13 protein-coding genes are annotated in these 13,262 nt (G+C 70.4%); 7 read left to right on the top strand and 6 right to left on the bottom strand.

Going from position 1 to position 13,262, the window contains the following annotated elements; all coding sequences use genetic code 11:
* Positions 1–28 precede the first annotated feature (28 nt).
* Positions 29–1,132 (top strand): branched-chain amino acid aminotransferase, encoded by a 1,104-nt coding sequence (locus tag FK268_RS01165; RefSeq protein WP_146430349.1) that lies wholly within the window; start codon positions 29–31, stop codon positions 1,130–1,132.
* A gap of 158 nt (positions 1,133–1,290) precedes the next feature.
* Here FK268_RS01165 and FK268_RS01160 read toward each other — a convergent pair whose 3' ends face one another.
* From FK268_RS01160 to FK268_RS01140, 5 genes are all read right to left on the bottom strand, one after another.
* The gene (locus FK268_RS01160) at positions 1,291–2,505 is read right to left on the bottom strand and encodes an oxygenase MpaB family protein (protein WP_231706871.1); all 1,215 of its coding nucleotides are present in this window, start codon (positions 2,503–2,505) and stop codon (positions 1,291–1,293) included.
* Between the two features lie 59 nt (positions 2,506–2,564).
* Positions 2,565–2,999, bottom strand: coding sequence for a DUF7832 domain-containing protein (locus FK268_RS01155; RefSeq protein ID WP_146430347.1), 435 nt, complete (start codon positions 2,997–2,999; stop codon positions 2,565–2,567).
* Positions 3,000–3,070: 71 nt separating this feature from the next.
* On the bottom strand, positions 3,071–3,826 hold the full coding sequence (locus FK268_RS01150) for an adenosylcobinamide-GDP ribazoletransferase (protein WP_231706870.1): 756 nt from the start codon (positions 3,824–3,826) through the stop codon (positions 3,071–3,073).
* Positions 3,823–5,493, bottom strand: coding sequence for a nicotinate-nucleotide--dimethylbenzimidazole phosphoribosyltransferase (gene cobT, locus FK268_RS01145; RefSeq protein WP_146430345.1), 1,671 nt, complete (start codon positions 5,491–5,493; stop codon positions 3,823–3,825). The genes FK268_RS01150 and cobT overlap by 4 nt, the downstream gene beginning before the upstream one ends.
* Positions 5,494–5,496: 3 nt before the next feature.
* A complete protein-coding gene (locus FK268_RS01140; RefSeq protein ID WP_146430343.1) occupies positions 5,497–6,183 on the bottom strand; it encodes a DUF3043 domain-containing protein in 687 nt (228 codons plus the stop codon).
* Between the two features lie 122 nt (positions 6,184–6,305).
* Between FK268_RS01140 and FK268_RS01135 the strand changes: the two genes are divergently transcribed.
* From FK268_RS01135 to trhA, 3 genes are all read left to right on the top strand, one after another.
* Positions 6,306–6,653, top strand: coding sequence for a HesB/IscA family protein (locus FK268_RS01135; RefSeq protein ID WP_146430341.1), 348 nt, complete (start codon positions 6,306–6,308; stop codon positions 6,651–6,653).
* Positions 6,654–6,730: 77 nt separating this feature from the next.
* Positions 6,731–7,717: a carbohydrate kinase family protein gene (locus FK268_RS01130; protein ID WP_146430339.1), complete on the top strand. Its 987-nt coding sequence runs from the start codon at positions 6,731–6,733 to the stop codon at positions 7,715–7,717.
* A gap of 47 nt (positions 7,718–7,764) precedes the next feature.
* Positions 7,765–8,421, top strand: a complete 657-nt coding sequence (trhA, locus tag FK268_RS01125; RefSeq protein ID WP_146430337.1) for a PAQR family membrane homeostasis protein TrhA — start codon at positions 7,765–7,767, stop codon at positions 8,419–8,421.
* Position 8,422: 1 nt separating this feature from the next.
* Here trhA and asnB read toward each other — a convergent pair whose 3' ends face one another.
* Complete coding sequence (asnB, locus tag FK268_RS01120; protein WP_146430335.1) at positions 8,423–10,387, bottom strand: asparagine synthase (glutamine-hydrolyzing); 1,965 nt, start codon at positions 10,385–10,387, stop codon at positions 8,423–8,425.
* 231 nt (positions 10,388–10,618) lie between these two features.
* Between asnB and ctaC the strand changes: the two genes are divergently transcribed.
* The 3 genes from ctaC (at position 10,619) to FK268_RS01105 (ending at position 13,034) form a co-directional block, all read left to right on the top strand.
* On the top strand, positions 10,619–11,749 hold the full coding sequence (gene ctaC / locus FK268_RS01115) for an aa3-type cytochrome oxidase subunit II (RefSeq protein ID WP_231706869.1): 1,131 nt from the start codon (positions 10,619–10,621) through the stop codon (positions 11,747–11,749).
* A 4-nt stretch (positions 11,750–11,753) separates the two neighbouring features.
* Positions 11,754–12,185, top strand: a complete 432-nt coding sequence (locus tag FK268_RS01110; protein ID WP_146430333.1) for a cytochrome c oxidase subunit 4 — start codon at positions 11,754–11,756, stop codon at positions 12,183–12,185.
* Between the two features lie 126 nt (positions 12,186–12,311).
* Positions 12,312–13,034, top strand: a complete 723-nt coding sequence (locus FK268_RS01105; RefSeq protein WP_146430331.1) for a hypothetical protein — start codon at positions 12,312–12,314, stop codon at positions 13,032–13,034.
* Positions 13,035–13,262 lie beyond the last annotated feature (228 nt).

The following is a 13,262-nucleotide window of genomic DNA, read 5'->3' as shown; positions in this document are numbered from 1 at the left end:
GTGGGCGCGGGTCGTAGAATCATCTCCCATGACAACTGGCACGGCCTTCACCCTCACCCGCAACGACCACCCCCGCTCTGCGGCTGAGCGCTCCGAGATCCTGGCGAACCCGGGATTCGGCAGGTACTTCACCGACCACATGGTCTCGCTCCGCTGGAACGAGGCGAACGGCTGGCACGCCCCGGAGGTGCTGCCCTACGGGCCCATTCCGATGGAGCCGTCCGCGTCGGTGCTGCACTACGCGCAGGAGATCTTCGAGGGCCTCAAGGCCTACCGCCAGCCCGACGGTTCCATCGCCACGTTCCGGCCCGAGGCCAACGCCGCGCGCTTCCAGCGCTCCGCCGAGCGTCTCGCGATCCCGCCGCTGCCCGAGGACGTCTTCGTGGACTCGCTCAAGGAGCTCGTGGCCGTGGACGGCGAGTGGGTGCCCGCCGCCGGTGGTGAAGAGGCTCTGTACTTCCGGCCCTTCATCTTCGCGGACGAGGAGACCCTCGGGGTCAAGCCGTCGAACAGCTACCGCTTCCTGGTGATCGCCTCGCCCGCCGGCGCCTACTTCGCGGGCGGCGTGAAGCCGGTCTCGGTGTGGCTCTCCCGCGAGTACGTGCGTGCGGCTCCCGGCGGCACGGGATTCGCGAAGTGCGGCGGCAACTACGCGGCTTCCCTCGTCGCGCAGGCCCAGGCCGCGCAGCAGGGCTGCGATCAGGTCGTGTGGCTCGACGCCCTCGAGCACGAGGCGATCGAGGAGATGGGCGGCATGAACCTGTTCTTCGTGCTCGGCTCCGGCTCCTCGGCGCGCATCGTCACGCCCGAGCTGACGGGTTCGCTGCTGCCCGGCGTGACCCGTGACTCGCTGCTACAGCTGGCGCGCGACGCCGGTTTCGAGACCGAGGCCCGCCGGTTCACCGTCACCGAGCTGAAGGAGGGCGTCGCGTCCGGCGCCATCACCGAGGTCTTCGCGTGCGGCACCGCCGCCGTGATCACGCCCGTCGGCCGGGTCAAGGGTGCGTCGGAGGACTTCACGATCGGCGACGGCCAGCCCGGCGAGATCACCATGGCGCTGCGCGAGACGCTCACCGGTATCCAGCGCGGCACCGTGCCGGACACCCACGGCTGGATGGAGACGCTGGGCTGAGTCCCAGACCTCACGCGAGCGGCCCGCACCGGATCCGGTGCGGGCCGCTCGCGTTCGACACGGCGGTGCGCTCCACGCATCCCCTGTGACACATCTTTCGAAGCGTTCTGCGACGGAATCGGTGGCGGCTGTCGCAGAACGCTTGGAAAGATGTTGGGCTATGCGGTGACGTGCTGGGCCGAGTGGCCGATGGCGGCCTCCTCGTTCAGCATGCGCATGAACTTCGCCTGGCTGGCGTCGCCGCGGCGGGCGGCGCGTTCGCGGCCGCCGGTCAGCTGGATGAACAGCGACTCGGCGAGGTGGTACGGGATGCGCAGGGCCGGGTACCAGGGGAGGGTCGACGGGACGCCCAGCTCCTTCATCGCGGCCCTGCCCAGGTAGGCGGTGGCGATCGACAGGTGCTGTGAGCGGGCGATCCGGCGCCGCAGTCCGCGCAGGTGGCGGTAGTTCCAGATCATCGGGTCGTCGGCCATGGGCTGGGCGAGCGCCCGGCTGGTCTCGTCGGGCGTCGAGAGGGCGCGCGAGGTCTGGAACAGGATGCGCAGGCTGTCGCGGAAGCTGTGCGGCAGGAAGTCGTCGTGCACGCCCATCAGGCGGCCGACGTATCGCGTCAGGTGCGCTGCCGCCTCGTACTCCCGGGGGCTCGCGACCATGCCGATCCCGGTCCCCGTGGCAACGGGCGCGATCAGTGCGCCGACGAGCGTCGCCGCCATGTCGGTCTGGTTGATCGGCAGGCCGTAGGTCTCCGCGTCCCAGTCGGGAAGTGCTGTCACGTGCCGGCGCACCATCGAGTGGATGAACCGGACGTGCAGCGTGGAGCGGTACCCCGCGCCGCCCGGCCGCAGACCGTCCGGCACGATCACGTCGAGCGCCCACTGCGAGGTCTCCGCGAACCGCTTGTTCGAGCCCTTCTCGAGCGCACCGGTGCGCAACAGCGTCTGATTGAAGCCCGAGAAGAGGTAGCCGCCCATCAGGGCCACATCGCGCGCGATGGAGAAGCCGTCGGCGCCGCCGCTGCGCATGAGCTGCCCGCCCAGGAGGATCTGGTCCCAGTCCACCCAATCCGGGGCGGTCTCCATGTCCTCGAAGAACTCCCGGAGCTGCGACGGTGCCTCGGGTACCGACGCGATGCCCTCGTTCAGGGCCCGGTCGAACATCGGCTTGCGGATGTCCCGGTCCTCGTAGATCCAGTCGACGAGCTCGTCCATCGGAGCGTCCCCGACGGTGAGCAGCTCGCCGAACCGGCGGAACTCGGCCTCGGTGGGCTCCGGGAGGCGCAGGGCCATGCTCACCATCCGGATGCCCGGCGGCACTCTGCGCGGGCGTGCGGGGTGCCGCGCGGGGATCGATCGCGGGGAATCGAGAGTGGTCACACCACTGTTCCTACCCCCGACAACGCCCGTTGTCGAGTCCCTGGTGGCACCTGTTTCGGCTAGCGGCGAGCCCGCCACAGCGCGTCCAACTCGTCGAGCACCGGCTCGACCGCGTTGTAGAGCAACCAGGTGTCGGGCGCGGCGTACATGTTCGCGGCCGATGCGACCGCGGGGATCCGCCCGTAGGCGCCCAGGTAGGCCTCGTACGCGGAGTCGGTGAACGCCTGGCCCTCCGGCGTGAAGGCGCTCACGTCCAGCTGACCTGCGAGGTGTGTTTCCGCGTAGGCGCCCGGCGTCATGGCGCGCTCGTCGAGCAGGTGCAGCGTGCCGTCGGGCACCTGGCCGTCGACGCCGTGCTCCAGATGCGTTCCGGTGACCAGTTCCCGGGCCCGCGCCCAGGCGTAATACATCCCGATGTGCGTGCTCCCCGCCTCCTCGGGCAGGTCCGACTCGGCGATGGTGTCGGAGTGCCATTCGGCATCGTCGTAGGTCATGCGGCGAGTCTGCGAGAGCGACCTTGGCGGGCGCTTGGGCCGCGGTAGTCGCAGGACGTCCGGAGCAGGATTCAGGAGACGCAGACGCCGATCAGGGCGACGACGGTGGAGATCTCGATGCCGAAGCCCAGGACGTCGCCGCTCACCCCGCCGAATCGGCGCACGCAGTGGCGCATCGTCAGGGTGGCGAGGAGGAGCGCGACGGCGACCGCCAGCGGGCCCTGCCAGGGGAGCCCGGGTACGGCCGGAACCGCCACGGCGAGCGAGAGTATCGCCCACACGGCCTGCGGGATCGGTCCCTGGGTGCCGGCCGTCAGCGCGCCGAAGCCGTCGGGGTTCGACGGTGACCAGCCCCGTCGGCACCCGAGGACGGCCGCCACCCGGGACGCGCCCACCGCGAGCCCGATCGCGAGCCACGCACCGCGGTCCGCGAGACCGCCGATGGCCGCGGACTCCGCGATGAGCAGGAGTACGAGCGCGGCCGCGCCGAACGGACCGACGGTGCCCTGGCGCATGATCTCCCGCGCGCGCTCGGGCGGCCCGTAGCTACCGAGGCCGTCCACGCAGTCCGCGAAGCCGTCCAGGTGCATGCCGCGCGTCAGCAGCGCCGCGGCACCGACGGCGAGCGCGCCGACGAGCACCGTCGGTAATCCTGCGGCGTGCGCCGACCACGCCACCGCGCCGACCAGTGCGCCGACGAGCGCGCCTGCGAGGGGCACGAGGGCGATGATGCGCGCACCGTCGGCCCGGGTGACCGGGCTCGGCTGCAGTGAGCCGGGCACGGGCAGCACCGTCATCCAGGCGACGGTCGCGACCAGGTGCTTCACACCTGCGACACCCCGGCGGATTCGAACGTGGCCATCTCGCCGAGCACGGCGACGGCCGACCGGACCAGCGGGAGCGCGAGGGCGGCGCCGCTGCCCTCGCCGAGACGCAGGCCCAGGTCCAACAGCGGCTCGAGGTCGAGGCGCCTCAGCGCGAGGGAGTGGGCGGGCTCCGGACTGCGGTGCCCGGCGACCCACCAGCCGACCGCACCCGGGGCGAGGTCGTTGGCCACCAGGGCCGCGGCCGTCACGACGACGCCGTCGAGGATCACCGGCGTGCGCCGCACCGCGGCCTGCGCCAGGAAGCCGGCCATCGCCGCCAGGTCGGCCCCGGCGACGGTGCGCAAGAGCGCCTTCGGGTTGCCGGTGTGCGGGCGCGCCCGATACATGGCGTCACGGACGGCGGCCGCCTTGCGCATCCAGGCGTTGTCGTCGATACCGGTGCCGCGGCCCACCACGAGCACCGGCTCGGTCTCCGTGAGCGCGCCGACCAGGACGGCCGCGGGGGTGGTGTTGCCGATGCCCATGTCGCCGACGATGAGCAGGTCCGCGCCGGAGTCGACCTCCTCGTCGGCGATGCGGCGGCCGGCCGCGATCGCGGCGATCGTCTCCTCGTCGGACATCGCGTCGGTGGTCGCGATGTCGCCCGACGAACGGCGGATCTTGTTGCGGCTCAGCTCCTCGCGGGTGTCACCCGCGACGGCGATGTCCTCGATGCGGACCGACGCCCCGGCCTGCGCGGCCAGCACGTTGATCGCTGCGCCCCCGGCCGCGAAGTTCGCGACCATCTGCGCCGTGACCTCCGGGGGGTACGCCGAGACGCCGCCCGATGCGACGCCGTGGTCACCGGCGAAGACGACGATCCGCGCACGCTCGAACTGCCGCGGAGGACACACGCCCTGGCACGCCGCGACCCACTCGCCGAGCTGCTCCATCCGGCCCAGCGAGCCGGCCGGCTTGGTCAGCTCGAGCTGTCGGTCGCGGGCCGCGCGGGCGACGAAGGGGTCGGGTGGGGAGAGCTGCGGGAAGGCCAGCGGGTCGGCGCCCGGCTCGAACGGCGGGAGCACGATCGGGGGTGCCGGGGGAACGTCGGGCACCTCCTTGACCAGGCTCGCCGGGGCGGAAGCGGGGGCGGCCGTGCCCGGGAGGGGCGCACCGTCGAGCAGGACGGGGATCCCCGCGACGACGAGCTCGACCCGGTCCGCGATCGCCGCGAGCCGTGCGTTGAGCGAGCCCAACAGGTCCTGGAAGACGCGGCCCGCGTGCGTCGCGGGAACGATCGACAGGCCCACCTCCGGGCTGACGAGCACGAGCTCGCCCGCGTAGGCGGCCGCCGCGGCGACGAGACCGTCGAGGTCGGGGGTCACGCTCTCGGGGGTCTCCCACCCCGCCGCGTCCAGACGGGCGGCGAGCCAGCCGCCGAGGTCGTCGACCAACGTCGGGGCCGAGCCCTCGGACAGGACCGCGCGCAGATCCTGCGTCTCGACGGTCGACCACGACGTGGGGCGGCGATCGCGATGCGCGGCGACGCGCGCGGCGAGGTCGGGGTCGCCGTCGGGCCGGGGTGCCGTGGCGACGTACCGGACCAGGGGGCCGGCACCGGCGATCAGCTGTTCCGCGCGGGCGGACTTCCCGGAGCGGACCCCGCCCAGAACGAGGGTGAGCGCCACGGGCTAGACCGCGTCGCCGGGCTTGACCCGCGGCCGCGGGATCCGCATGCGGCGCAGCTGGGTGGTGCGCATGAAGGCGTACCAGCCGAGGCGGAAGCCGGTCTCGGTGGTGTCGGGCCAGCGCTCGCGGACGCGGTTGTTGACGCGGCGGCCGGTGAGGATCCCCTCGATCGCCATCACGGCGATCATGACCAGCAGGAGCAGCATGGGTACGCCCGCCAGCTGCGGCATGTTGACGGTGACGAACATGAACACCATCACCGCGACGGCGAGCGGAATGAACATGGTGGAGACGTGGCGCTTCGCATCGACCAGGTCGCGCACGTAGGCCTTCACCGGGCCCTGGTCACGGGCGGGAAGGTAGCGCTCGTCGCCCTGCATCATGAGCTCGCGGCGCTCGTTCGCCTGCGTGCGCCGTTCGGCGGCGGCCGCCTTGCGCTCCTCCTTGCTCATGGAGTTGCGCAGTTCCTTCTTGCGGGCGCGCGCCTCGGCCCGCGTCATCGGAGCGGGGGTGACGGGGCCGCGCTTGCGGCCCTGGGCCTCGCGACGGCTGGGCGTGGGCCGGCCCTTGCCCGGGGTCTGCGTGGGCTTCGCGAGCGACGTCGTCGCGGCCTCGTCGGCGGTATCGGCGGCCGTGGAGTCCGGCGCATCGGAGGTCGAATCGTCGGCCTTCTGCCAGGGGAGTTTCACGTCGTCCAGGGTATTCGATCGCGCCGGGTGCGCGACGACGCGGGTGGACCGGGACTCCCGGGAATGCGCGACGGGGGAGTACCGTTGAAGCAGACACCGACGCGCGTGTGTGAGGAGAACCTATGACTACTGCTGAGACCGAGACCACCGGTGTGGTGCTGACCGATGCGGCCGCCTCGAAGGCGAAGGCGCTGCTGGAGCAGGAGGGTCGCGACGACCTGTCGCTGCGCATCGAGGTGCAGCCGGGCGGATGTGCCGGCCTGCGGTACCAGCTCTACTTCGACGATCGCACTCTCGACGGTGACGTCGTCTCCGAGTTCGGTGGCGTGAACCTGTCCGTCGACCGTATGAGCGTTCCGTTCCTGATCGGCGCGAAGATCGACTTCGTCGACACGATCGAGAAGCAGGGTTTCACCATCGATAACCCCAATGCCACGGGCTCCTGCGCCTGCGGCGACTCGTTCAACTGACGCCCTGAGCGTCGCGCAGAACCCTCTCGCGGGTAGGCTGACCAGGAAGGTTTGCCGCACCACGAGGGGGTTCTGCCGTGTCGATCGCCGTTTCCGGCTCCATCGCCACTGATCATCTGATGCGTTTCGAGGGGAAGTTCTCCGAGCAGCTGCTCGCCGAGCACCTCGAGCACGTGTCGTTGAGCTTCCTCGTCGAGGAGCTCGTGCTGCAGCGCGGTGGTGTGGGCGCGAACATCAGCTTCGGCATGGCGCGGCTCGGCCGCCGGCCCGTGCTCGTGGGCGCCGTGGGCAAGGACTTCGACGAGGGCTACCGGTCCTGGCTCGAGGACGCCGGGGTCGACACCCGCGCGGTCCGCGTCTCGCAGACCGCGCACACCGCGCGCTTCCAGTGCACCACCGACTCGGAGATGGCGCAGATCGCCTCGTTCTACTCCGGAGCGATGGCCGAGTCGCGGGAGATCGCGATCGCAGACGTCGTCGGCACCGTCGGGGACCTGGAGCTCGTCGTGATCGGCGCGAACGATCCCGCCGCGATGGCGCTGCACAGCAGCCAGTGCCGGGAGGCCGGCATCCCGTTCGCCGCCGATCCGTCGCAGCAGCTCGCCCGCCTGAACGGCGAGGAGGCCCGCGCACTGGTGGAGGGTGCCAAGTTCCTCTTCACCAACGAGTACGAGTGGGGTCTGCTGCAGCAGAAGACGGGCGTCAGTGCCGACCGGCTCACCGCGATGGTCGAGGTGCGGGTGACCACGCTCGCCGAGAAGGGGGCCGAGATCGTCGTCAACGGCGCGGACGGCACCGTCGAGCGGATCCACGTGGACGTCGTGCCCGATCGCGGGCGCGTCGACCCCACCGGCGTCGGTGACGCCTTCCGGGCGGGCTTCCTGGTCGGCCTCGATGCGGGCCTGTCCTACGAGCGTGCCGGTCAGCTCGGTTCCTACGTGGCGGTCAAGGTGCTCGAGACCGTCGGGCCGCAGGCGTGGGACTACGACGCCGACGATGCGCGGGAACGTCTCACCGAGGCCTACGGCGTCGACGCGGCCGGCGAGATCCTCGCCGCGCTGTAGGTCACATTCCTGATTACCGACGAGTAACCTACGGTATCGTAGGTTGCATGACGGTCGCCGGGGTTCCTGAGGTCAAGCCGCGACTGCGGGGCGTGATCCACCAGTTCGGAGCGCTCGGCGCGGTGCTGCTGGGCATCCCGCTCGTGGTGGCGGGCTTGCTGCACTCCGCGGCCGCGGGGTTCGCGCTGCTGGTGTACGCGGTCACCGTGTTCGGCGTCTTCGGCGTCAGTGCCGCCTATCACCGCGGTCGGTGGACCGATGCGCAGCGGATCTGGATGAAACGTGCCGATCACTGCATGATCTTCGTCTTCATCGCGGGCAGCTACACGCCGATCGCGGTGATCGCACTTCCCTCGTCGGTCGCGCGATGGGTGCTCGCCGTCGTCTGGGGCGGGGCGCTGGCCGGTGTCGCGCTCAAGCTGCTGTGGCCGCACGCACCCCGCTGGGTGGGCGTCCCCCTCTACATCGCGCTCGGCTGGGTGGTCGTCGCGGTCGCCGGTGATCTGGTGCACGGCGCCGGCGTCGCCGCCGCGATCCTGCTCGCGATCGGAGGCGTGCTGTACAGCGGGGGAGCGGTGCTCTACGCCACCCGCTGGCCGAACCCCTGGCCGGGCGTCTTCGGGCACCACGAGTTCTTCCACGCCGCCACCGTGATCGCGGCGCTGTGTCACTACGCCGCGATGTGGATCATCCTGTTGCGCTGAGCTACAGGCGCACCGGGTAGACGGGCTCCTCGATGGCGGGGTGGATGCGGTCCTCGACGAAGATGCCGTGCCAGACCATGAACACCAGGACGGTCCAGATCCGTCGGGAATGATCGGTGCCGCCCGGCCAGCCCTCGGGGGCCTTCGCCTTGTGCTGGTCGAGCATGGCGAGCACCGCGCGCCGGTCGATCCACTCGTCGGTCTGCGACTGCTCGATGGTCTGCCGTGCCCAGTCGTAGAGCTCCGGGCCGGCCAGCCAGTGGCGCAGCGGCACGGGGAAGCCGAGCTTCTTCCGGTGCAGCACGTGCGGCGGGATGATCTCCTCGAGCGCGCGTCGCAGCGCGTACTTCGAGGTTCCCCCGGCCAGCTTCAGCGAGGCGGGGATGCTCTCCGCCACGCGGAAGACCTCCTTGTCGAGGAAGGGCACGCGCAGCTCGAGCGAATTGGCCATCGTCATCTTGTCGGCCTTGACCAGGATGTCGCCGCGGAGCCAGGTGAACTGGTCCAGATGCTGCATCCGCTCGACGGGGCCCCAGCCCTGCGTCTTCGCGTAGATCGGCGCGGTGACGTCGGTGTGCGTCCAGTCCTCGCGGAAGCCGGGCAGCACCGAGCGCAGCTGCGCGTCGTTGAACGAGCGGGCGTTGCCGTAGTAGCGCTCCTCGAGCGGCAGCGAGCCGCGCTGCAGCAGGGACTTGCCACGCTTGCCCTCGGGCATGCGGTCGCCGACCTTCCCGGCGGTGCGCCGGGCCCAGGCGGGCAGCCTGTCGAAGGGCGCGAGCGAGAGCGGCTCCTTGTAGATGGTGTAGCCACCGAACAGCTCGTCCGCGCCCTCGCCCGACAGCACCACCTTGACGTGCTTGCGGGCCTCCTTGGCCAGGTAGTACAGGGGGACGAGCGACGGATCGGCCACCGGATCGTCCAGGTACCAGACGATGGCCGGGATCGCGTCGCGGAACTCCTCGGGGGAGACCGTCTTGATGACGTGGCGCGCGCCGATCGCCTCGGCCGACTCCGCGGCCACGTCGACCTCGCTGTAGCCCTCGCGCTGGAATCCGGTGGTGATGGTGATCAGATCCGGGTTGTGCTGGATGGCGAGCGCCGCGACGGCCGTCGAGTCGATGCCGCCCGAGAGGAAGGATCCGACGGTGACGTCCGCGCGCATGTGCATCTTCACGGAATCACGCAGGGCGTCCGCGATGTCCCGGTAGATCGCCTTCGCTTCCGCGGACTCCAGGCCACCGGTCACCTGCTTCACCGGGAAGCGGGGCTCGAAGTAGCGCTTGCCGACGACCTGGTCGCCGGGGGAGAGGGTGGCGTAGCAACCCGACTCGAGCCGGCGGATGCCCAGGTGCAGGGATTCGGGCTCGGGCACGTACTGGAGCACCGTGTAGTGCTGCACGGCGCGGGCGTCCAGACCCGGCTGCAGTCCGGCCTCGTCGGCCAGCGCGAGCACGGACTTCTTCTCACTGGAGAAGACGGTGCCCCGGGAACCGGTCGCCACGTAGAGGGGCTTGATGCCGAACGGATCGCGGGCCAGGGTCAGCTCGCGCTTCTCCGTGTCCCACAGCGCGAAGGCGAACATGCCGCGCAACTGCGCGAGCACACCGTCGATGCCCCAGTGGTGGAACCCGGCGACGATCGGCTCGCCGTCGCCCTCGGTGCGGAACTCGACGCCGAACTCCTCGGTGAGGCGCGTGCGCAGCTCGAGGTAGTTGTAGATCTCGCCGTTGAAGGTGAGCGCGTACCGGTCCGGGTTCTCCGGCGGCCCCCAGCGCAGCGGCTGATGGGCGTGCTCGATGTCGATGAAGGCGAGGCGGTTGAAGCTGAGCGCCAGGTCCTCGTCGTGCCAGGAGCGGCCGAACTCGTCCGGGCCGCGGTGCCGCATGCACCGGCCGGCGGCGGTCACCGCGTCGACGACGTCGCCCGCGCGCTGATCTGAAGACAGGAATCCCAGGAGGCCACACACGGTTGACCAGTATGCCGGAACGAGCGCCTTCACCTGGAACGGCGCAGGCCCGTGCCCCGGGCATGCGAAACGACGCGCCATTTGCCGACCCCGCAGCGTGTACCCCGCCCCGTTGGTCTACGCTGCGTAGTACAAGGGGAACGCGCAGCCCCGGCCGTGAGTTCCCGGACGGGGAGACGGTCCGGAGCGGGCCCCGTAGCACTGACCGTGTTTCAGCAGGAAGGCGCGACATTGGCACCCGGAAGTAACGCCCACGGTGGGGCCGCGTCCTGGCGTAAGCGCCTGGTTCTGGCCGCCGGGCTCGTCGCTGGCATGTTCGCTCTGGCGGGCTGCTCGGCCGACGAGGTGATGCGTTTCGGTTGGCCCGAGGGTGTGACCCCCGAGGCCCGTGACATGACCCAGCTGTGGAGCTGGTCCGTCGTGGCCGCCCTGATCATGGGCGTCCTGGTGTGGGCCCTCACGTTCTGGACCATCACGTTCCACCGGAAGAAGGCGGACTCGCCCGATTTCCCGCGGCAGACCGCGTACAACGTGCCGCTCGAGCTGCTCTACACCGCGGTTCCGTTCCTCATCATCGCCGTGCTCTTCTACTTCACCGTGGTCGTGCAGACCAAGGTCGAGAAGCTCGAGGACAACCCTGCCGTCACCGTCGACGTGACCGCCTTCCAGTGGAACTGGCGCTTCGCCTACCGCGAGGTCACGCTGGCCGACGGCAGCAAGCTCAAGCTCGAGCGGGAGAACCCGTACGGCAAGCAGCCCGACATCGCGAAGCTCAATGAAGAGGCCGCGAAGATGAAGGAGGAGGGCGAGGTTCACAAGCAGGCCGAGCGCGGCCCGAACCACGGCCGCTTCCAGGAGATCCGCGACTACCTGAAGTTCAGCACCGTCGAGGTGCAGGGCTCCTCGGCCGAGATCCCCGTGCTCGTGCTGCCGTCCGGCAAGGACGCGAAGGGCAACGACATCCGGATCCAGTTCGATCTGGCCTCCGCCGACGTCGTGCACTCGTTCTACGTCCCGCAGTTCGCCTTCAAGCGCGACGTGATGCCGAACCCCGTGCAGAACCACACGCAGAACAAGTTCCAGGTCTCCAGCATCGACCGTGAGGGCGCCTTCGTCGGCCGTTGTGCCGAGATGTGCGGCGACTACCACTCGATGATGAACTTCGAGATCCGCGCGGTCTCGATGGACAAGTTCACCAAGTACATCCAGGCCCGTCAGGCCGGTAAGGACAACGCCGCCGCGCTCGAGTCGATCGGTGAGGTGGGCGTCTCCACGAGCACCTTCCCGTTCGACACCCGCCGTACCGGTCGCGCCCCGTCGGGCGAGAGCACCAAGCCCGTCAACGCAGAAGGGGTGAAGTAACCCAATGAAGGTCGAAGCGAAACTCTTCGAGTTCCTCACCGCGTTCTTCTTCCTCGCCGGCATCCTCTACACGGTGGTCACCGCCATCTGGGGTCCGGGCTACGGCTACGGCGCCGTGGAGTGGGTCGGCGTCGTCGGCATGTTCCTGACCGGCGGCCTGACGCTGATCATCGGCACGTACTTCCGGTTCGTCTCGAACCGTGTGGACACCCGCCCCGAGGACTACGAGGACGCCGAGGTCTCCGACGGTGCCGGTGAGCTGGGCTTCTTCAGCCCGCACTCCTGGTGGCCCATCCTGCTCTCGGCGTCGGTCGCCGTCGTCGGCATCTCCGTCGCCCTGCAGCTGTACTGGCTGTGGTTCTTCGGCGGCCTGCTCGTCGTGGGCGCCGCGTGGGGTCTCGTCTTCGAGTACCACAAGGGTCCCGAGAAGCACTGACAATCGTCTCACAGCGACGCCCGCCCCGGTTCTGAGAAACTCAGTTCACCGGGGCGGGCGTCGCTCTTTCGTCGGTGTTCACCACGACGCCTCCAGCCGGACGTCCGGGCCTGGTTACATGCACCCATGACGCAGGCCAGAGCGGGGCTGTCCGTACGCAAGCTCACCGCCGACGAGGTGCGTGGCCGGGGCGGCACCGTCACCACGCCCAAGGCCAAGTTCGACTTCACCGCGGCCGAGCCGGACGCCTACGGCGGCGGTGACTACGGCACCGTCGGCCACATCGGCGTCGTCGACGTGCCTGAGCGCGCCTACCTCGCCGTCGATACGCACGGCAGCCCTCGCACCTCCGACGACTTCCGGGCGGCTGCAGAGGCCCTGTACGCGGCCGCGTACGGCGTCAAGGTGCGCAACAAGGCACTGTCACGGCGCGGTACTCCGGGAACGGACGACGCGGTGCGCAGCGACTTCAGCATGCCCCCGCTCGAGCGGCTCCGCGGCGACGTGACGCCGCACGACACCGACGGTGCCCGGTGGACCCTGCTGCTGCGCCGGCCCGCCTGGATCGACGACGCCGAGGTCGGTGACGTCCTCGAGCAGCTCGAGGTCAGTAGGGGAGTGAGTCTCGCCCGGGTGCGCTGCGTGGAGCTGCCGGCCTCGTCGTACCTGCAGACGCGCGTCGACGGTCGCTGGTCGGCCGCCCTGACGCCCACCGCGAAGGCATTCGACGTCCAGCTGCGCGAGCGCGGGCTGAGTGCCGTCGACGGGGCCTGGCACGAGGTCTGCCTCGGTGAGCCCGGTGCGCCCGTCGGGCAGAGCAGCTACCTGATGCGCCTGCGCCTCGCCTGACCCGGGCACGGCACTCGGTGCCGCCGCTTCGCCCGGTTCGACGGTGTCCGTCACCCCTGACCCGTAGTCACGCACACGTGCCGTCCACTCGCGCGTGGCGTCCACTCGCGCGTGGCGTACGCGCACGTGGCGCGCCCGTGCGGACGTGGGGCGTGCGCACAGGCGCGTAGCTTCCGCGGATACCTGCGGGGCGTGCGCACTCCCGCGTGGTGTGCGCAGACCGGGCGT

Origin of the sequence: Tsukamurella sputi (genome assembly GCF_007858445.1) — a bacterium.
GTDB classification, from domain to species: Bacteria; Actinomycetota; Actinomycetes; order Mycobacteriales; family Mycobacteriaceae; genus Tsukamurella; species Tsukamurella sputi.
This window is presented reverse-complemented; position numbering and strand designations above follow the sequence as displayed.

What these genes read in the sequence shown, in the direction of transcription:
- FK268_RS01165 (WP_146430349.1), top strand. Translation starts at nt 29, where the DNA reads ATGACAACTGGCACGGCCTTCACCCTCACCCGCAACGACCACCCCCGC.
- FK268_RS01155 (WP_146430347.1), bottom strand. Translation starts at nt 2,999, where the DNA reads ATGACCTACGACGATGCCGAATGGCACTCCGACACCATCGCCGAGTCG.
- FK268_RS01135 (WP_146430341.1), top strand. Translation starts at nt 6,306, where the DNA reads ATGACTACTGCTGAGACCGAGACCACCGGTGTGGTGCTGACCGATGCG.
- trhA (WP_146430337.1), top strand. Translation starts at nt 7,765, where the DNA reads ATGACGGTCGCCGGGGTTCCTGAGGTCAAGCCGCGACTGCGGGGCGTG.
- FK268_RS01110 (WP_146430333.1), top strand. Translation starts at nt 11,754, where the DNA reads ATGAAGGTCGAAGCGAAACTCTTCGAGTTCCTCACCGCGTTCTTCTTC.
- FK268_RS01105 (WP_146430331.1), top strand. Translation starts at nt 12,312, where the DNA reads ATGACGCAGGCCAGAGCGGGGCTGTCCGTACGCAAGCTCACCGCCGAC.